A 19,917-nucleotide genomic window follows, 5' to 3' on the forward strand; every position below is an offset into this window, starting at 1 on the left:
AATCCCTATGAAATTCATAAACTGGCTGACTTTCCCCATCAAGTATTCATTTTCAAAACTCAAAAGAAAGTTTGGCAAACTGGATCTTGTAAGGATGGAAGTGTTACTTGCTTTTGGAAATGAGCATGAGATTTTCATCAAGGGTAGACTCGTGGAAGCTTATAAGCAAAGCAATCCCTCTCCCAAAAAATCAGCTCTGCAAAACTTTATAGCTACCTTGAGAAGATATGCAGGCAATAGTGTCTCTGATGTACAAGTAAAACTTCAATTTCAAGATGCAGAAAAGCTCCTTGTGAGCAATGAAGAAGGCTTATTCGAAGTAAAACTCCCACTAAATGTCACAGAGAATAAATCAGTAGAATGTGCTCAACTAACCTTGATCGAAGATGAAGGGATAGTAGCTGAAATAAAAACAGTCAGGTTCATTATCTCTCGCTATTCTACCAATACCCCGCTGGGCATTATTTCTGATATTGATGACACCATCATCATATCGCATGCTACCTCACTAGGTAAGAAGCTGTGGCTTTCTATTTCTAAAAATGCCTATACCAGAAGACCATTCCCAGGCGTAAGTACATTTTACAATTACTTATCAAACGATGGCCAAAACCCCGTGTTTTACGTTTCTAGCAGTGATTGGAATCTCTTTCATCTTATTCAGGATTTTCTAGAATACCGAAGAATCCCAAAAGGTCCATTGTTATTGAAAGACCCTCATGTCACTTTGAGAAATATTTGGAAATCTGGAGGAGGAAGTCATGAACACAAGCTAGAAAAAATTTCACAGCTTATGACCTTATTTCCCAAAACAAAATTCATACTGATTGGAGATAGTGGTCAGCATGATCCAGAACTCTATACCAGGATCATTGAAACATTCCCAAACCAAGTGAAAGCTGTGTACATCAGAAGGATCAAAAAAGTAGATAAAGAAAGAGAGGATAGACTCAATAGCTATAATCATACTATCCCAATTGCATGGGTAAAAAATTCTGAAGAAGCTTTGACCCATGCCAAATCATTTCTGTAGCTATTTTCAAAACCCATGAGCTTAAATCTCACCTCAACCCTAACATATACAACCTATTGAATATCATGCTAAAACATGCCCTATTGATCATAAATCCAGCTTCTGGTAATCACGATAACAAAATCGACTTGATTGATAATATTACAAAAAATACTTCTGGCTATAAAGTAACCCAATGGAATACTACGGGTGAAAATGATGCATATAAGATCGGCCATTTACTTGATACAGAGAATCATGACATAGTTATGGTTGCTGGAGGAGATGGAACTATCAGCCTTGTAGCATCACAAATGCTCGGCTCAGACACTCCTTTGCTTCCAATTCCACTAGGCTCTGCCAATGGACTCTGTGCATGTCTTGGAATCCAAAATCTGGATGATAGCATCAATGCACTAAAGATTGGAAATACAATTCAAATGGATATTTTAAGTGTAAATGAAACAATATGTTTGCATCTATGTGATTTCGGATTCAATGCAGCATTGGTTAAAAAATTCGAAGAAAGTGAAGAAAGAGGAATGATCAGTTATTTTAAAAGCTCCTTGACACAAGCGTTTGAGAACAATAAATTTAGCTTTGGTCTGGATATAAACGGAGAGACTGTTCTAGTAGATGCAAAGATGCTTGTCATTGCCAATGGAGATCGGTATGGTACTGGAGTCAAGATCAATCCTCTAGGAAAATTGAATGATAGAAAATTTGAAGTTGTTGTTTTGAACCCTGATAGCATTCAGGATTGGACAGCATTGACCTTAGCATTCCTAAAAGAAGACCTATCGGGTCTTGATTTTGTCGAAGTTTTTCAGACAAAAAGAGTTCACATAACAAATTTAAAGGATGCTGTCTGTCATGTAGATGGAGAAGTAATTGATGATCAAAAAACAGTATTGATAGAGTTAATGGATAAAAGCGTAAATTTCTTTTCCAATGTCTAATTGACTTAAAATTTGTGTTAGATCGTTAATAAGCAGTTTGATCAATACTTTAATTTTCACCTGACATAATTTGTATGAAATCTGAGATCAGCTAAACACTACATCATGCCTCAGGCCATTAGAGCCAATTTTAAAATTAAAAATCAGGTTTTGAAACCAAAATCAGCTCTTTCTTTAACATAATCAATGGGTCAAAACTGGATATAAATGAAAATTGACATAAATATTGATCTCGAAAAAGTATAAAATACGCTACCAATTCACCACCGAATCTTGTGCAAACTCTGTCACTGAATGCTGACAATCACATTTCTTCAAGGCATAAATTTTCATACAAATGGTGGATTTGGAGTTCCTGTAGCCATATTGAAATATGAGCAAAATGAAGAGTACCTATTATTGATAGACACCACATCAACCCCACAAGTTAAAATTAAATTGATTCAACTAAAAAAAGAACAGGTTCGATTAAAGTAAAAACCCAAATATGAAAAGAATAATCAATAAAAAACCTTTGAGGTTACAAGAACCCCAAAGGTCAATTAGAATTTTATCTTCTCTTAAATGAACTGATTGAGAATATTCTCATACAATTCTTGCTTGCCGCTAGTTTGCTTAGGCTCGCCTGTTGCCAGCGCGTGAGCTCTAAGGTCTTCAAGTGTCAACTTACCAGCTTCAAACTCACTTCCTTTTCCTTCGTCAAATGAAGCATAACGCTTCTGACGCAAAGATTTATAAGCTGATTTTTCTAAGATCTCTTCTGCAATGATCAATGATCTTGCGAAAGCATCCATACTTCCAATGTGTGCATGGAAAAGATCCTCCATATCTGTGGAGTTTCTTCTGATTTTGGCGTCAAAGTTCACACCACCCCCATCGATACCTCCGCCTTCAAGGATTACCAATTGACATTCTGTAAGTTCTTGAAGGTTGATAGCAAATTGATCAGTATCCCAACCATTCTGATAATCACCTCTATTCGCATCGATACTTCCTAGCATACCAGCATCTACAGCCACTTGAAGTTCATGCTGAAAAGTATGTCCAGCGAGTGTAGCATGGTTCACCTCTAGGTTCAATTTAAAATCCTTGTCCAATCCATGGTGTCTCAAAAACCCAACTACAGTAGCTGCATCATAATCATACTGATGCTTGGTAGGCTCCATAGGCTTAGGCTCAATCAGGAAGTTACCTTTGAAACCTTTAGACCTTGCATAATCTCTCGCCATAGTCAAGAATTGGGCTAAGTGAGAAGTCTCTCTCTTCATATCTGTGTTCAACAAAGACATATAACCTTCACGACCACCCCAGAACACATAGTTTTCACCACCTAGCTTGATCGTCGCGTCGATGGAGTTTTTCACCTGTGTACCAGCCCAAGCAACTACATCAAAATCAGGGTTGGTAGAAGCGCCATTCATGTATCTAGGATTAGAAAACACATTTGCAGTTCCCCAAAGTAGTTTCACTCCAGTTTCCTTTTGCTTTTCTAATGCATAATCGGTGATGATTTTCATTCGCTCTTCATACTCTTCGATAGAAGCTCCCTCGTCGATTAAGTCTATGTCATGAAAACAATAATAAGGAGCCCCTATTTTTACAAAAAATTCAAATGCAGCATCCATTTTATCTTTAGCTCTCTGCACGGCGTCCTCACTGGCATCCCAAGGATGTACCATCGTCCCTGGACCAAAAGGATCTGCACCTGTAGCACAGAATGAATGCCAATAAGCTATAGCAAACTTGAAGTGTTCCTTCATCGTCTTGCCAGCTACGACTCTTTGCTCATCATAAAATTTGAAAGCTAGAGGATTTTGTGATTCTCTTCCTTCAAATTTGATCTTATCAATGTTAGGGAAATAGGTTTTTGACATGATTATAAATTTTAATTGTTTGTTTTATATTTTTATCTGATTATACGCTTTTTTGCCAGTAACTTCAATTCATTAGCTCAACAGGTTGTTAATGGTCAATATCCATAAGTATCCAATATCAATTTATATCGGAAGTTAGATAAATCGGAATTTTGTAATGTTATTGGCAAAGTTCCGTATATCCATATATTTTTATCTACTTGTTTTTAACTCTATTCAAATAGCTTTTCCAGTTTTCATATACCTCTTGGTATGCAACAGTCAGCTTTTGATCTGGTTCTAGGGAAGCGATTTTTTCCAAGCCTGCAAATGCATCATCATGATTTGTGAATAGCCCTAGACCAATGCCAGCACCTCTGGCAGCACCTTGAGATCCGTCTGTATCATAAAGCTCTAGCGAAACTTGATTCATATTGACAAAGGCTTCTCTGAAAATTGGACTTAGAAACATGTTAGCATGTCCTGCTTTGACTGTCTTAAGATCCAAACCCATGGCCTTCATGATATCAAACCCATAAGTCAAAGAGGAGACTATTCCTTCCTGGGCAGCTTTCAAGACATGCCTTCTGTCATGTTTGAGCAAATTGAGTCCTTGCAAGCTAGCATCGACTGGTCTATTTTCCATGATACGCTCCACACCATTTCCAAATGGTATGAAAGTCAAGCCCTCAGCTCCTACTGGAACTTGCGCAGCAAGGTTATTCATCTCTGGGTAGGAAATCTGTTCACCACCAAAAAGCCTTTTTACCCATGAATTCAAAATCCCGGTACCATTCACACAAAGAAGTACTCCATATCTTGGAGACTCGGCTGTATGATTGACATGGACAAAGGTATTTACCCTAGATTTTGGATCATAGAGTGGCTCTTCGGTGACACCATACACAGTGCCTGAGGTACCAGCTGTTGTCGCAAGCTCACCTGCTTTCAGCACATTTAGTGAAAGGGCATTATTTGGTTGATCTCCAGCCCTGTAGCAAATCGGAATACCTGCATCTATACCAAGTTCTGCTGCTGCTACCTCATTGACTTTGCTTTGTATAGAGAATGAAGGTACGACCTCTGGGATCAACGAACGATCTATCTGGTAAACATCTAGTACTTTTTGGCTGATTCCATTGGACTTGAAATCCCAAAAGATCCCTTCAGAAAGTCCTGACTCCGATGTCAAGATTTCACCACTTAGCTTCATCGCAATAAAATCACCCGGAAGCATAATCTTATGAATCTTTTCATACAATGCTGGTTCGTTTTCTTGGACCCAGCGAAGCTTAGATGCTGTGAAATTCCCCGGTGAATTTAATAAATGAGGAAGACAATAATCCGCCCCCAATTGATCAAATGCCGCATTCCCTATCTCAACAGCTCTACTGTCGCACCAGATGATGGCTGGACGAAGAACCTGCTGCTGGGCGTCTACGACAACAAGCCCATGCATCTGGTAAGAGATACCAATCGCTTTGATCTCTCCTGATTTCACCTGCGCTTTTTGAACCAATGTCTGTGTACACTGCACTGCATAATTCCACCACATCATGGGATCTTGCTCTGCCCAATCTTTCTTTGGTGAGTCTATGGGCATCTCTACTTTAGGAAGACCTTCTGAAGAAACTGCTTTCCCAGTATCTGCATCTAGCAGTGTGGCCTTTACCGATGAGCTTCCAATATCAAAGCCTAATAATAATTTTCTCATTGTCATTCAAATATAAATCAATGTACAAAGACACTTTCTTTTGGTCCCAAATAGCTTGACTTGAGGTTTCCTGTGTCAATAATGATGCGTTGGAAGATGATACCAGGATTTACCAAGTATATTTTCAATTCATTTTTCCCTTTTTGAAACTCCACTTTTTTCCTAGAAATATTGATGCTGTTGGCAACCCAATTGTTCCAATGATGTGGTCTTTCATTCTCATGTATTGAGACTAAGGTAGGAGTAGATTCGTTAGCCGCAATACCATATTGCAACCCTTCACTGGCATTCAGATAGTTTAAAGTAGGACTTGTATACACTTGCACTTCATAAGTTCCTGCTTCTTCCATCCAAACATCGTATGAAATGTAACTTCCTTGGACTTCGGTCGACTCGGTATGGCTGATCATAGGAGTTGCCATTACTGCATTTCCTGTTTTGCCCATGTCATCTAAAATTTCCCACTTGATCGGGTTCTCTTCATGTTTTGAAGTAAAATGATCGGCTTCCATAGCCACTACACCATAATATGGGACAAAACCTGTAAAGGACTCCTCAATCAAATAATTATAGATTGGGATTTCTACGAGTACCTTTTCTTTCCCACTGCTGATTTCTAATTTGGCGACGTGCTTGCCTTTTGGAGCAAGGTTCCAATCGATTTTCACTGGTATGGCTCTCTCTGTGGCTATAGTTTCATTTCCTACTTCGAAGCTAAGCCATTTACTGAAGCTTTTGGATTTCACAGTGATAGGATCATTTCCTTTGTTGAAAAGTGTCACTTCCAGGTGGTATGGGTCATATGGAGATAGGACGACAGATTTTAGTATTTTATTTTCAGGGAAAAATTCTGGACTATCAGAGATTGCTACTCCTAGAGCTCCTTTTGAAGCTATTTCAATGGTATTCAGATCAGGGATTTTGTCTCTGTTAGGTTGTTGCCAATAGGTATAGCCAATATGTGTCTGATCCATCATATGAGGCCACTTTCCTCCAGCCAATTCATTGTTGTAAAATGCTGAAATTTCAGCATCTCTTTTGAAAAAAGCATGTACTTCTTCTGCTTTTTTGTTGGTCAGGTTACGGCCTTGTTTGGCATAAAGCTGATTCAAAGCTGTGCTTTCATATAGCCGGTGAAGGTTTGCCGAAGCTATAATCGGATGCTCTACAAGTTGAAAATAGGCATCATGATAGCTTGGATCAAGTTTTTCTTTGATATCAGCACACAGCTCTTCTAGTGCTTGCCACTCAGCTGACACCCTACTCATTTCCCCATAATAATGGACACTGTAGGTATTTTGATCCAGTAATTCTGGTTTTCTTCTACCACTCAACTTTCCAAATCCTGCTATCAAATCAGCGATTTGATTGGCGTAAGTCTGACCAAACTGGGAAGCTGACCAAGATTTGGTGTATGCATCAATACCCACCGCAGGTATTGCATTTGGATTCCATGCAAAGTCCAAAAAGAAAGATATCGGAAACTCCATAGGCTTAATATCCCCCACATTGACTACCCAAAGTTCATCTACACCATGTCTGTAAGTCCTGTCCATCTGCTCCCAGATTTTAGGAATTGGATTGGTATTGATCCATTTGTAGTTTCGAGGCCCTCCTACATAGTCAAAATGGTAATACATACCATAACCTCCTTTGCGAGCTGGAGCTCCTATTGTGGGCAGTTTGCGCACATTGCCCCAGTTATCATCACATAGTAGCAATGTCACATCATCAGGGACTCGCATTCCCTTGTCGTAATACTCCTGAACCTCCTTGTACAAAGCCCAGAATTGTGGCGTTTCTGATGCGGGCTTCCCGGTCACCTCTTCGATAATCCTTCTCTGGTCTTCGATGATTTGTTCTAGAAGTGCAATGTTGTTTTCTTCACTCATGGGTTCATCCCCATCACCTCTCATACCGAGAGAGACTGTAGATTCCATGCTACCTTGTCTCTCCATTCCTTTTCTCCAAAAATCCTGAAGCTCTTCCTTGTTCGTCTGATAATCCCAGTCACCCTTGCCATACCTAGACCATTCTGCATGTGCCCTCATCAATGGCTCGTGGTGAGAAGTACCGATCACTACCCCATACTTATCAGCCATGGGACCATTGAGCTTATCATCATCATAGAATGCCCTACCCCACATCGCTGGCCACAGGTAATTTCCTCTCAGCCTAAGGATAAGTTCAAATACGTTTTCATAAAATTTGTGATTGAATCCACCAAATTGCTTTGTAGCCCAACCAGCCAAAGCGGGAGCCTCATCATTGATGAAAATACCTCTGTACTTTACGGCAGGTGTACCTTTGGTATGCACACCATGATCTACAAAAAGTTTTGAATGCTTCTTCACAGGGACATCAGCCCACCAATACCAAGGCGATACACCAATCTGCTCTGACAGTTCGTAAATCCCGAAAATAGTCCCACGCTTATCGCTTCCAACGATTACCAAAGCTTGATCTACACCTTCGAAAGGATGCTCCACAGTCAAAACCTGAAATGTCTCCCACTTTCCTGACAAACTCGCAGCTTTGATTTTCCCTTCCTTGACCAAGTGATCTATTAACTTACTCTCTCCTAGCTGTCCTATGATCACTTGAGGCTTGCCAGCTAGTAGCTCACTTTGAATCTTTGGTTGCTTACCAGTGACCCGGTTAATGTCCTTTTGTAGATTTTCTACAGCTATCGCAATGCCCTCGTCTTTTCCATCAAACACTAAGTCCGCCAATTCTTCATCCACAAGTGGAAAGCTTTTTAGTTTTGATGTAGGAGACACAAAACTAGCAGTACCTATTTGGGATGCTGCTTGAAAACTCACGATTATGGCAAAGCAAAAAATAAGGATAAATCTAGATAAATGGTGCATTTTGGGTAAAGGTTTAATAGGTTCAATTTTTTAATCTTCGAGATAATTTCTAAAGAAACTTCTAAATCTTAGATCAGTAAATAGTGACATGAATCAGTGCTTCATTAAAGCCTTTTTTGGATAAAACCCTTGAAAAATCAATTTTCAAAGGTTGCAATGTTATCATTTGTGTAGACTGAATGATTTGAATTCGACATCCTGGCTATACCAAGCTCCAATCCTCTCAATTCAGCCAAACCCTTCAATCTTCCAATAGCTGAATACCCTGGATTGGTCTCCTTCTGAAGATCATCTAGCATTTGATGCCCATGATCTGGTCTAAAAGGGATTGGAGACTTCCGCTGATTGTTAAGTTCTACCAGTACTTTCATCACTTCAAACATATCTACATCTCCATCCAAATGGTCTGATTCATGAAAATTCCCGAATTGGTCTCTTTTGACATTTCTCAAATGCACAAAATGAACCCTTTCACCGAAGGTTTTGAGGATCTCTGGTAGGTTATTGAATGGACCTGCACCGAGTGATCCAGTACAAAAACAAAGTCCATTGAAAGGCTGCTTCACAGCGTCGAATATCCACTGAAGGTCTTCTGCATTGGAAGTGATCCGAGGAAGACCCAAAATAGCATAAGGTGGATCATCAGGATGTATGGTCATTTGAATGCCATAAGACTCACATGTATCTGCAATGGCGTTCAAAAACAAGGCTAAATTATCCCTAAGACCTTGCTTTCCAATATGCTTATAAATATCCAAGCTATCTCTCAGCTGAGGAATGGTGATCATACCCTCTGTAGGGACACCCATGCATATGATCTCTTCTAGCTGCTGAATCTTATCTGGTGTATAGCTTTCCAACCTGTTGTTCAAAATAGAGATCACATGAGGAGAATAATCATCCGCAGCATTGGCTCTTTGTAGCATGTGGATGTCAAAATATGCCAAATCTGCCCAATCTAGGTAAAGTGCTTTGGCGCCATTTTTTAGGCTAAAAGCTATGTCAGTTCTTGTCCAATCTAATACTGGCATAAAGTTGTAGCAAACTGTCCTCAATCCAGCTTTGGCTAAGTTGACCAAACTTTTATTGTAATTTTCAAGGTATTTTGGAGCATCTTTGCTGTTGGTTTTGATCGCTTCATGCACAGGTACAGATTCCACTACTGCCCATCTCAAACCAGCTGACTCAATCTCGTCTTTCCTTTTGATAATATCTTCATATGTCCATACTTCACCATGAGGAACATGGTGAAGGGCTGAAACAATCGCCGTAGCACCTGCTTGCTTGATGTCACTAAGACTGACAGGATCATTGGGGCCATACCAACGCCAAGATTGGATCAAGTTATTCTTCATTCAATTGTTCAATTTGCTCGTATTTATCTCAATTAGGGGATAAAAGAAACCGGAAGTCCCCACAGGGAACCCCGGTATTGAATAATAAACCCTAAATTCATTTAAACTATTAATTATTATGATTTTTAATCAACTTCTAATCGACCATTGATGCAATATCAACTCAAAAACAAACAATCAATTGAAAATCAATTAAATAACTATTTATTGTAGTCGATTTCAACCAAATCATTTGATTTATCTGCTAAACTTGAACAAATTTTTACAAAAATGCAACCGATTTCATTTTTATTTCAAAATTAGAAACATTTTTTTTTCTAAAGCTAAGCTACCCAAGCTAAATTTGACATAATCTTATTCAAACGCTCGGTCAAAAGACTTAGATATGGGCTGAAAAAGTGTTTATTTAAATCAAATTTTAAATAAATATCATTAAATCGATTTCATTCATTCTATTTTGTTATCCTAAGAAAAAACTATACTTTTGAAAGGGTCTGATCAAATAGTAGATTGATCTGATTTTCTTCAAAATTGAAAACATCAAGCTTCCCTGAAGCTTTATAAGTATGGTATATGGATAAAGAAGTAACAATATATGATATAGCAAAAGGAATTGGCGTATCTCCTACTACAGTAAGTAGGGCCTTGAATAACCACCCTGCGGTCAAAGAAAAGACCAAAAAGAAAATTTTTCAAGCAGCTGCGGAAATGGGCTACCAGTCTAATGTTTTTGCAGCCAACTTAAGGAGTAAAAAAACCAATAATATAGGTGTGATCGTACCAAGTTTGAACAGTAGTTTTCAAGCCTCAGTGCTTGCCGGGATGGAAAAAATCGCAAACGAATCTGGCTACAATTTGGTAATAAGCCAATCTCTTGAATCGGCAGACAAAGAGATTGCAAACACCAGGTCTATGTTCAAAAGTAGAGTAGATGGACTTATTGTTTCCTTGGCAAGTGAAGCAGAGCATTTGGACCACTTTTCACCTTTTCACAAAAAAGGTATACCAGTCTTATTCTATGATAGAATCACGAATAGTGAAAATAGCACGGGTGTGACTATAGATAATATCCAAGCTGCTCAAGTCGCTACCAATCACATGATAGACCAAGGGTGTAGACGAATCGTGCATGTACTAGGGAGTACAAAAATCAGTGTATATGCTGATAGGCTCAAAGGATACAAATATGCATTGATAGATAGGGGGTTTCAATATGAAGATGAGTTGGTGATCGTACTTTCAGAAATAAATGAATTGGCAGCAGAACAAGTCGTGGATCAGATAATGCAAATGAAACCTTTGCCTGATGGTGTTTTCGTCTCCAACGATGCCTGTGCTGCTAGCTGTATGAACCATCTCAAGCAACGTGGAATCCGAATACCCGAAGATATGTCTATCGTAGGATTCAATAATGAAGTGATCTCTAGGCTAGTCGAACCTAAAATCACTACAATCAATTACCCTGGGTTTGAAATGGGAGAAGTAGCGATGAGAAACCTCATCAATCACCTTGACGAACCTGAAACTGCTATCCTGCACAATACTAATCGAATCACATTAAGGTCAGAATTATTGATCAGAGAATCTTCACTGAAAAAAAAGTGAGCTGATTAATTCCAGCTCACTTTTTTGGATTATTATTTTTTTTGTTTGTGCTCAATATACTCATCAGAACTATTTCAGACCTTCTTAATGATCATTATCACACCCAAAAGGGAAAAACTGTCGATATTTTACCTCACTTTGGTTCAATAAAATTACTTTGGTCTGGGCCAAGATAGCTTGGCTTGAGTCCTCCAGTATTTATCACTATTCTCTGTATCACCACTCCTGGATCTATAAGCCAAACCTTCAAAGTGTGGTGCCCCACACCTCCGACTTTATGTCTTGAATTTACTTTTTTGATATTATCGCCCACAGATCTCAACCACCATTCGGCGTACTTATAGTCTGGCACATCTTCTCCCCTATTGGTATTGATCAGCTGCGGTTCTTCATCATCTATGGCTATGAAATACATCAATCCTCCCTCTCTTTTAAAGTCCTGAGTAGGAGAAACGTGAACTTCTACTGTAAACTCACCCTCTTTGAATGAAGTGAAATCATACGCTACAAAAGGAGCTCGCTCCAAGTTATCAAGTCTCTCTGTATTCATAGGTTCTAAAACAATGGATGATCCAGTCCTTCCCAAATTTGGCACCACAGTCAATTTAGCATTTTCAGAATCACTTTTTCTTGAAAAATTATCTGCTTCAATTGCAATCACACCTTCATTCTCGACAAAACCTATTGCTTCAATTTTATGGTTATTGATCGGAACTTTGATATGGTATTTCTCTCCTGCCCCTGACAAGACAATTCCACCCTCCGCCTTGCCTTCTGGTGCCAGGTCCCAATCGATTGTCACATACACCATCTCATGATATTGGGTAACACCAGAATTAGAAGAAAGAATGATCCAATCCTCATTACTTTCCACATTAAAGGCTAATTCATTTTTCCCTCGGTTGATAACATCAATGTAATAGTTTTGATCATTGATGGGATCAAATACAGGCATTTCCTTGCTGAAATCCCAATCTGCCTCCACATCTAGCCATCCCCATCGAGGTGCTCTTCCATTTTCTATCAAATACCCTAAAACCTCAGCTTCCTGCAATTGAACATATGATACCCCAGGCATCAGATTCAAAGGAGGATGATTCCAATAAGTGTATCCAATGTATGTTTGAGACATCATGTGATTCCATTTGCCATTTTCTATTTCGTGGTATTTTTGAGTCAATCTAGCAGCGTTTTCGAAATGCTCTTTAGTTTTTTCTGCATAGTAATTGGTTGCCGCAGCACCACGAATGCCATAATATCGATTTTTTCCTGCAGCCACATACATTTCATTTAGATTTGCACACATTTCTATAGGTGAATGAACCAATTGAAAATAGGCTGAGTGATATTCACTCGAAAGTTTATCATATACAGCACTACTTCTTTCCAACAGTTCATTAAACTCGTTCACAATCCTATCAGCTTCCCTATAATTTTCCACGCTGTAAGTACTGGCTGTAAGCATTTCAGGCGTTCGCCTCGAGTTATATTTGGTATAAAGCGCAAGAAGCTGAGCAATCTCTTCTGCATGTCCCGCTCCAAATTGTTGATTTGCCCAATTTTCATAGTATACTGGAAGATCTGAAGCTTGAATAGCATCAGGATCCCAAGCAAGGTCCAAAAAGAAACTAATAGGTAGCTCCATTGGCTTGATGTCTCCTACATTAGCAATCCAAATCTCATCCACTCCATGCTCATAGGTAAGCTTCATCTGTTCCCACACCCTTTCAATCTGAGTGACATTCTGCCACCTGTAAGATGTAGGTGCTCCTACGTAATCAAAATGATAATACATCCCATATTTTGATTTTTGAGCAGCGGTCTGCTTCTTGGGCAAATACCTAATGTTTCCCCAGTTGTCATCACTGAAAAGTACAGTAATATCATCATCGACTCGCATTCCTTTATCAAAGTAATCCTGAACTTCTTTGTAAATAGCCCAGACTTGAGGAGTATGATTAGCAGGTTTCTGGGTAACTTCTTCGATGATCACCCGTTGGTCTTTGATAATCGTCTCCAATAGATCTACAGCGGTATCTTCAGACATTGCATCATCTCCATCCCCTCTCATTCCCACCGTTACCATAGTTTCATAATCACCGATTCTCTCTAAACCACCTTTCCAAAACTCCTTCAAGCGCTCGCTATTGGTAACATAATTCCACTCACCTTCCCCAAACTCCTCCCACTCTTGGTGAGCACGGGTCATAGGCTCATGGTGACTAGTAGACATCACAATACCAAAATCGTTAGCTGTCTTTGGGTTCAGAGGATCATCTACATAAAACATAGTGGGTAACCACATCGAAGGCCATAAGAAGTTTGCCTTATTTCGCAAAAGCAATTCAAAGACTTTTTCATAGCATTGATGATTGATTCCACCAAATTTTTCGAAAGCCCAATTCCTAAATGCCGGAGACTCATCATTGATAAATATACCCCTGTACTTTATCTTTGGACTTGAAGACAAAAAGTCAACTTTTTCAATAAAAATCTGATCCTGCTTGATCACAGGTACATCTGACCACCAGTACCATGGCGATACTCCGATTTTTTCCGAAAGCGTAAATACACCATAAGCAGCACCACGTCTATCACTTCCTATGATCACTAAAGCATGATCAATGCCGGGAAATGGATTTTCAACGGTCTGTATTCTGAATCGCTCCCATTGTCCATCAAGATCTTTGGTCTGTATTTTCCCGTCCTTTACCAATGTTTTGATCAAGGTACTGTTTTCAGCAGTTCCGACGATGATTACATTTTTTGCTTGAATTTTCCCTAAATCAGAAATGGCAGCCATACCTGTAACTGCTGGCAAAACGCCTGTTACTCTTTCAATGTCCTCACTCAAAAACTCACTAGCTTTTTTTATAAGAACATTTTCATTGTCATCAAACCATATTTTGGCGGCTTCATTTTTATTGAAGATTTCAAAATACTGGTCTGTATCGCTGACATTAAACTTGACATCAACTTGAGAGAACAAAAGTTCAGGCAAAAGAAGCAATAAAACAATTATAGATTTTTTAATCATAATAGGTTGAGTTTATTGAAGACATATTCCATGAATCAAATCTAAAAAAAGTGAGCTAAATTACTTCAGCTCACTTTCCTTATTAATTTGTCAAATCAGCTTTTGATAGAATAGCTGGTTTTTGGCTTATTTTTAGATATTTAATCTGTTAAATAAATTCATTAATAGCCCGGATTCTGATAGGTTGTTCTATCACCTGTCATGGCATCAATTTGAACTTGAGGAATCGGTCTTAGATAATGGAAAGGACGAATGTTCCTTGTAATGGTTTGAGGTGTACGATCGCTATAACTCATCCCACCAATTTGATAAGTACCTGCCAGTTCTTCCCATTTTTGAGTTCTGATCAAGTCATACCACCTGTATCCCTCACCGTAGTATTCTCTAGATCTCTCTGCGAGGATATAGTTGATATCAATTTCAGCAGGAGTAGCAGCTACCATCTCAGCACTATTGTCTTCGATTTTCTCAGCATTTCCATTGTTATCCCAGCGCCATACACCAGCTCTTGCTCTGATCACATTGATCAGATCACGAGGACTCATTGGGCCTGTAGCACCTTGTACAGCAGCTTCCGCAGCAATGAAATAGAGCTCTGAAAGCTTGGCAATATTGAAAGGTCTTGTGCTACCAGCATTAGGCTCACCTAGTCCCATCCCACTATCGGTCCTGTATGGCCCTAGTTTCCAAAGACCAGGGTATACTATTCTGCTGATTCCACTAGGTGAAATCACAAAGTCAGATCTATCGGGTAGTATTCCTGCACCAATATTCCCACCCAAACTAGAAGGAGAAGGATAGTCAATAGCCTGATCTGGTTCATCATTTAAGAAGGTCAAAATAGCATCACCAGGCTGTACTTGGATCAAGTTAGCATTATACATCGGCCCACTAATCACTGGTGTCCTATCCGTGTTGGCCCTATATACCGTAGTGAATGTACCATCATACCTAGAGTCATTGGTTTTATCTGCAAAGGTATTCGTAATCACACCGATTGTTGGAGCCATCCTTGTCCATGGCCTACCCGTGGCTTGGATTGCTTCTCTCCTGACGGATTCTATGTTTCCTACCCAATTACTTGCCGAAGAACTGCTTCTAAGTACAGTATAATTCCATGTCATCATCCATCCTGCAAAATTTTCAGGGGCTGCTCCATTACCCCATACAAGACTGGCCCCATTATAAAATTCACTATCTTCTGTATGATCAGCATAGAGCAACAATTCGCTATTTCTATCATTTTGAGCCAAATTTACATCATAAAATGTTTCCTGAAGTGAAAATGGTCCTGGGTTATTAATGGCTTCCATAGCTATATTATAAGCTTCTTGGTAGTACCATTGTGCTGTATTCCCATCAGGATCCTCTCTTGTAGTTTCTGGATATGTTGGGATATTGTTTGGATTCTCCAGCCACCAGGCATAAGTCAAATAAGCTTTGGCCAAATATAACCTAGCTAAGGTTTTGGTAGCTGTACCAGTCAATCTAGGAGTAGCTGGCAAATCCTCAATAGCTTGTAACAAATCAGGGAAAATTCCTCGTGTGTAGACTTCAGGAACTGTATTTCTTACTGATGTCCGTGAAGGCTCTATGTTGAAAGCCAATTCACCCGAACCCAAATCCAGAGGAACGCCACCGAAAGTCTGTACGAGCAAGAAGTAATCAAATGCCCTGAAGAACCTTGCCTCTGCCACCAATGCATCAGAAACATCTACTTCGGGAGCAAATTCAATAATTCCATTTGCAGTGTTGATATTAGAGAAAGCTGCTATCCACAAGGCATCCGCCCTGCTGTTATTGGGATCAATATCTCCTTGCCCACTCAAGTCCATGACAAGGAAATTTTGATCTGCACTCTGCGCATAGGTAGCTTCATCGGTACCTGTCAAAGTAGTATTGTAATAATATGCCTGTCCATAGATATACCTTAGATGGGCATACATTGAGGTGATCCCACCCAGAATTCCCTCCTGTGTTTGGAAAAAACTTGGCTCAAAAATACTCCTTGGTTGCTCTTCTAAGATCTCAGTACATGAAACCAATAACAAACCAGTCAATAGAAATACCTTGATTGATTTTAAGTATAATTGTATCTTTTTCATGGTTTTAGAATGTCAAGTTAAGACCTATGATAAAATTTCTTGTAGCTGGTGCATTTGTACCAATGGTAAGTAGCCTACTAGGAATAGCATCTGTAATGGCCGCATTTTGGTTACCAAATGAGTTTGTTTCAGGATCTAATCCTGTCTCTCTGTTGAATGGAGAGAATAGTACAAATGGATTCTGCACTGCTCCATAGATTCTCAATCTATCCATACCTGCCTTGGTCATCCAATTGCTTGCATTGTCAAAGTTATAACCCAAGGTCATGGTCCGAATTTTCAAAAATGAAGCATCGAAGTAGCCTAAAGTACTTCCATACTTTGGATTATCTCCACTAGCCAATCCCCCTGGGGCTGGATATCTTGCTTCGGTATTTTCTGGTGTCCAATAATCCACAGAAACATTGTTTCTTCTTCCACTCATTAGGTTCAAATAGCCGGTGGATGAATGTAAAGTACTGATCAATACCCCTCCGCTTTTGAAAGTACCGACTATACTAAGGTCAAAGTTTTTGTAAGCAACTCTCGTATTGAAACCACCCATAAAGTTTGGCTGAAGATCTAGGATTTGTCGATCATCTGGTCCAATGGCCCTGGTAGGAACACCTTCTGAATCAAAATCACCTGTATACTCCACTTTTATCATACCAACATTACCTCCTGGCTCTAGGATATCTCTATGAGGATCACCTTCTTGCCATAATCCTATATACTTATGGTCAAAAATCACATCAATAGGATGTCCAACAAACCACCAGTTCCCTTCATCTCTGTCTTGACCAGATGCCAATGAAACCAATTTATTTCTATTCGCATAGATATTTATTCCAGCTTCCCAGCTCCAGTCATTATTTTCGAAAATCAAACCATTCAAGGCTAGTTCCACACCTTTGTTTTGAGTCTCACCTATATTTGCGGTATAGCTACCCACTCCTGATGTAGGTGGAAGATTGACACCTAAAAGGATATCTTTTGTGTTGGTGATGTAGTACTCCAAACTACCAGTCAATCGGTTGTTGAACAATCCAAAATCAACACCTGCATTGTAAGTTTCAGAATATTCCCATCCAAGATTTGGATTGGGCAGTGAATTTACAAAGTACCCTGTCAAAAATGCCTCATTCCCAAAGTTGTAAGGCCTAATCCCCAATCCTCCCAATGTAGCATAAGGAGCAATGGCTTGGTTGGAAGTTTGTCCATATCCTAACCTAAGTTTTAACATATCCACTTGTGACACATTATTCATAAAAGTCTCCTTTCCTATGTTCCACCCTACAGAAACTGCAGGATATGTATGCCATTTGAATCCAGGGGCAAGCCTTGAGGATCCATCTGACCTTAAAGTAGCTGATATCATATATTTATCATCATAGGAATACATGACACGTCCCATCAATGAACTGAGACCCCATAGTTGATAGTTTTGATCATTTGGATTGATTTGGATTTCTCCATCAGAATTTCCCAAGTTGTAAAACTGAAATTGGCTAGTTGCTATATCACGAGCCCACATCCTTGAACTGTAGAATTTGTTCTGCTCATTAGCATACAATGCTGTCACATTTACAATATGTTTGTCAGCAAAAATCTTATCATAAGTAATCAAGTTCTCTAGAATCCAGTGAAAATTATGAGAATTCCCAACTGCTGCAAAAGATTCTGTGTTAGGATTCGGACTACCCACACCTCTACCAGTGAACTCGCCATTGTTGGTTTGTCGATAGTCCAGACCTAAATTGGCTCTATATTTCAAGCCTTCCACTCCTGGTATTTTGAGCTCTGCATATAGCGCATTGTAGGTTGCATAAGTCCGTGTTTCGTTCAACCACTCTCCATCTAAATCTTCTATCACATCCCTTGTACCAACCCAAGTGTCATCCATAGGCATACCAATGGTTCTTCTTCGAGTACCATCTGAATCGAAAGGACTAGCAAGTGGCGACATGCTAAGAATCCCATAAAGTCCTACTTGTGAGCCTTGCTGTGTATTGAAGTTATTATTACTATTGAAACCTACCCTCAAGTGATTGCCGATTTCTTGATCTATGGCTGCACGCATAGATATTCGATCAAATTGCTGCGTAGGGATCACACCTTCGTCATGGTAATACCCTAAACCAAAGCTGTAAGTACTACGCTCACCACCACCAGAGACATTTACATCATGACTAGACATCGTGCCCGTCTGATACATCAACCCCTGCCAATCTGTATTGACATCATTTGACTCGCTTGGCCCAGGGTTTTCAAATAGTCCAGCAGCTTCCCTCATGGCCAGGAATTCAGGACCGTCCATCATGGGGTATGGAGAAAAAACCGTTCGTGGCCCATGAAATCCACTGTACCTGATTTTTGCTTCTTGGCCCTTAAAACCCTTTTTGGTGGTCACCAATACAACACCGTTTGCACCACGAGAACCATAGATAGCGGTTGCTGATGCATCCTTGAGGATATCAATGCTTTCGATATCTTCTGGATTGATATCAGCTATTGAACCTGCAAAAGGGATACCATTGAGTACGATCAATGGATCATTGCTCGCTGTAAGTGATCTATTACCTCTAATCCTGATCTGCATGGTAGCTCCTGGCTGAGAGGAAGTCTGGGAAATATCTACTCCAGGTAACCTACCCTGAAGTGCTTGAGAGATATTGGCAGATGGCACTTCACGCATTACATCTCCACCTATGGATGCCACGGATCCAGTGACCGCCTCTTGTCGCATCGTGCCATATCCGACTACTACTACTTCGTCTAATGAGCTGACATCCGGCTCCATACTCACGGTAATCTCTGAGCGATTGCCGACTTGTATTTGCTGAGTCACGAAGCCCACAAACGAAAAAATCAATGTCGCTCCTGGCTGCACATTGATTTGAAAATCCCCGTCAATCCCTGTTACTACTCCGTTTGATGTACCTTTTTCTTGTACAGATGCACCAGGGAGTCCTAAATCTGACTCATCTAGTACAACACCTCTTACTGTCACTGACTGTGCCATTGCAGACCAACTAATCATAGCTAGCATGAATACTGCAATTGTCCTTTTGAGCCAAATACCATAAACATCTTTTAGTTTTGAATGATTAATCTTGGCTTGGTTTTCTTTCATATGGTAGATTATTTGTTGGGTAATAAATGGTTTTGTTATGAAAAGATTATAAAGTAAATGGTTTTGTACTATTCCAAATATTTAAAATCATATTCACGGGTTAAACTTCATAATTTTTGTGGTTTTATGCAACCGATTTCACATTTATTTTCTAATTTTAGAAATCTAAACGTAATATTTGTCCTAATGAAAAAGACTGATTAAACAGATTTACCATCAATTTTGATCTAATCGACCATTTATGAAAAATTAGCTATAGATTAAAAATTTAAAACAAAACCTCATATCATGTAAT

The 19,917-nt window shown here is 39.5% G+C and carries 11 protein-coding genes; 4 read left to right on the plus strand and 7 right to left on the minus strand.

Annotated features, from left to right (window positions below):
* Window positions 1-7: 7 nt before the first annotated feature.
* The 3 genes from MM214_RS09080 (at window position 8) to MM214_RS09090 (ending at window position 2,448) form a co-directional block, all read left to right on the plus strand.
* On the plus strand, window positions 8-1,033 hold the full coding sequence (locus MM214_RS09080) for a phosphatase domain-containing protein (protein WP_241294551.1): 1,026 nt from the start codon (window positions 8-10) through the stop codon (window positions 1,031-1,033).
* Window positions 1,034-1,098: 65 nt separating this feature from the next.
* Window positions 1,099-1,971, plus strand: coding sequence for a diacylglycerol/lipid kinase family protein (locus tag MM214_RS09085; RefSeq protein WP_241294553.1), 873 nt, complete (start codon window positions 1,099-1,101; stop codon window positions 1,969-1,971).
* Window positions 1,972-2,265: 294 nt separating this feature from the next.
* Entirely contained in the window at window positions 2,266-2,448 is a 183-nt protein-coding gene (locus MM214_RS09090) for a hypothetical protein (protein ID WP_241294555.1), read from the plus strand.
* Between the two features lie 83 nt (window positions 2,449-2,531).
* On the opposite strand, the gene xylA is transcribed toward MM214_RS09090, so the two are convergent.
* The 4 genes from xylA to uxuA form a co-directional block, all read right to left on the minus strand.
* Window positions 2,532-3,845 (minus strand): xylose isomerase, encoded by a 1,314-nt coding sequence (xylA, locus tag MM214_RS09095; RefSeq protein ID WP_241294557.1) that lies wholly within the window; start codon window positions 3,843-3,845, stop codon window positions 2,532-2,534.
* Between the two features lie 196 nt (window positions 3,846-4,041).
* Window positions 4,042-5,538, minus strand: coding sequence for a xylulokinase (locus tag MM214_RS09100; protein ID WP_241294559.1), 1,497 nt, complete (start codon window positions 5,536-5,538; stop codon window positions 4,042-4,044).
* Window positions 5,539-5,555: 17 nt separating this feature from the next.
* Window positions 5,556-8,360, minus strand: a complete 2,805-nt coding sequence (locus MM214_RS09105) for a glycosyl hydrolase 115 family protein (protein WP_241294561.1) — start codon at window positions 8,358-8,360, stop codon at window positions 5,556-5,558.
* Window positions 8,361-8,545: 185 nt separating this feature from the next.
* On the minus strand, window positions 8,546-9,763 hold the full coding sequence (uxuA, locus tag MM214_RS09110; protein ID WP_241294563.1) for a mannonate dehydratase: 1,218 nt from the start codon (window positions 9,761-9,763) through the stop codon (window positions 8,546-8,548).
* A 573-nt stretch (window positions 9,764-10,336) separates the two neighbouring features.
* Between uxuA and MM214_RS09115 the strand changes: the two genes are divergently transcribed.
* Entirely contained in the window at window positions 10,337-11,368 is a 1,032-nt protein-coding gene (locus tag MM214_RS09115) for a LacI family DNA-binding transcriptional regulator (protein WP_241294565.1), read from the plus strand.
* Between the two features lie 133 nt (window positions 11,369-11,501).
* Here the strand turns inward: MM214_RS09115 and MM214_RS09120 are convergent, their stop codons facing one another.
* The 3 genes from MM214_RS09120 to MM214_RS09130 all read right to left on the minus strand — a co-directional run bounded on the left by MM214_RS09120 (window position 11,502) and on the right by MM214_RS09130 (window position 19,622).
* On the minus strand, window positions 11,502-14,405 hold the full coding sequence (locus MM214_RS09120) for a glycosyl hydrolase 115 family protein (RefSeq protein ID WP_241294568.1): 2,904 nt from the start codon (window positions 14,403-14,405) through the stop codon (window positions 11,502-11,504).
* Between the two features lie 161 nt (window positions 14,406-14,566).
* Entirely contained in the window at window positions 14,567-16,510 is a 1,944-nt protein-coding gene (locus MM214_RS09125) for a RagB/SusD family nutrient uptake outer membrane protein (protein WP_241294570.1), read from the minus strand.
* A 4-nt stretch (window positions 16,511-16,514) separates the two neighbouring features.
* A complete protein-coding gene (locus tag MM214_RS09130; protein ID WP_241294572.1) occupies window positions 16,515-19,622 on the minus strand; it encodes a SusC/RagA family TonB-linked outer membrane protein in 3,108 nt (1,035 codons plus the stop codon).
* Window positions 19,623-19,917 lie beyond the last annotated feature (295 nt).

Source organism: Belliella kenyensis (genome assembly GCF_022549675.1).
Taxonomy (GTDB): Bacteria; Bacteroidota; Bacteroidia; order Cytophagales; family Cyclobacteriaceae; genus Belliella; species Belliella kenyensis.

What these genes read in the sequence shown, in the direction of transcription:
- MM214_RS09080 (WP_241294551.1), top strand. Translation starts at nt 8, where the DNA reads ATGAAATTCATAAACTGGCTGACTTTCCCCATCAAGTATTCATTTTCA.
- MM214_RS09085 (WP_241294553.1), top strand. Translation starts at nt 1,099, where the DNA reads ATGCTAAAACATGCCCTATTGATCATAAATCCAGCTTCTGGTAATCAC.
- MM214_RS09090 (WP_241294555.1), top strand. Translation starts at nt 2,266, where the DNA reads ATGCTGACAATCACATTTCTTCAAGGCATAAATTTTCATACAAATGGT.
- xylA (WP_241294557.1), bottom strand. Translation starts at nt 3,845, where the DNA reads ATGTCAAAAACCTATTTCCCTAACATTGATAAGATCAAATTTGAAGGA.
- MM214_RS09100 (WP_241294559.1), bottom strand. Translation starts at nt 5,538, where the DNA reads ATGAGAAAATTATTATTAGGCTTTGATATTGGAAGCTCATCGGTAAAG.
- uxuA (WP_241294563.1), bottom strand. Translation starts at nt 9,763, where the DNA reads ATGAAGAATAACTTGATCCAATCTTGGCGTTGGTATGGCCCCAATGAT.
- MM214_RS09115 (WP_241294565.1), top strand. Translation starts at nt 10,337, where the DNA reads ATGGATAAAGAAGTAACAATATATGATATAGCAAAAGGAATTGGCGTA.
- MM214_RS09120 (WP_241294568.1), bottom strand. Translation starts at nt 14,405, where the DNA reads ATGATTAAAAAATCTATAATTGTTTTATTGCTTCTTTTGCCTGAACTT.
- MM214_RS09125 (WP_241294570.1), bottom strand. Translation starts at nt 16,510, where the DNA reads ATGAAAAAGATACAATTATACTTAAAATCAATCAAGGTATTTCTATTG.
- MM214_RS09130 (WP_241294572.1), bottom strand. Translation starts at nt 19,622, where the DNA reads ATGAAAGAAAACCAAGCCAAGATTAATCATTCAAAACTAAAAGATGTT.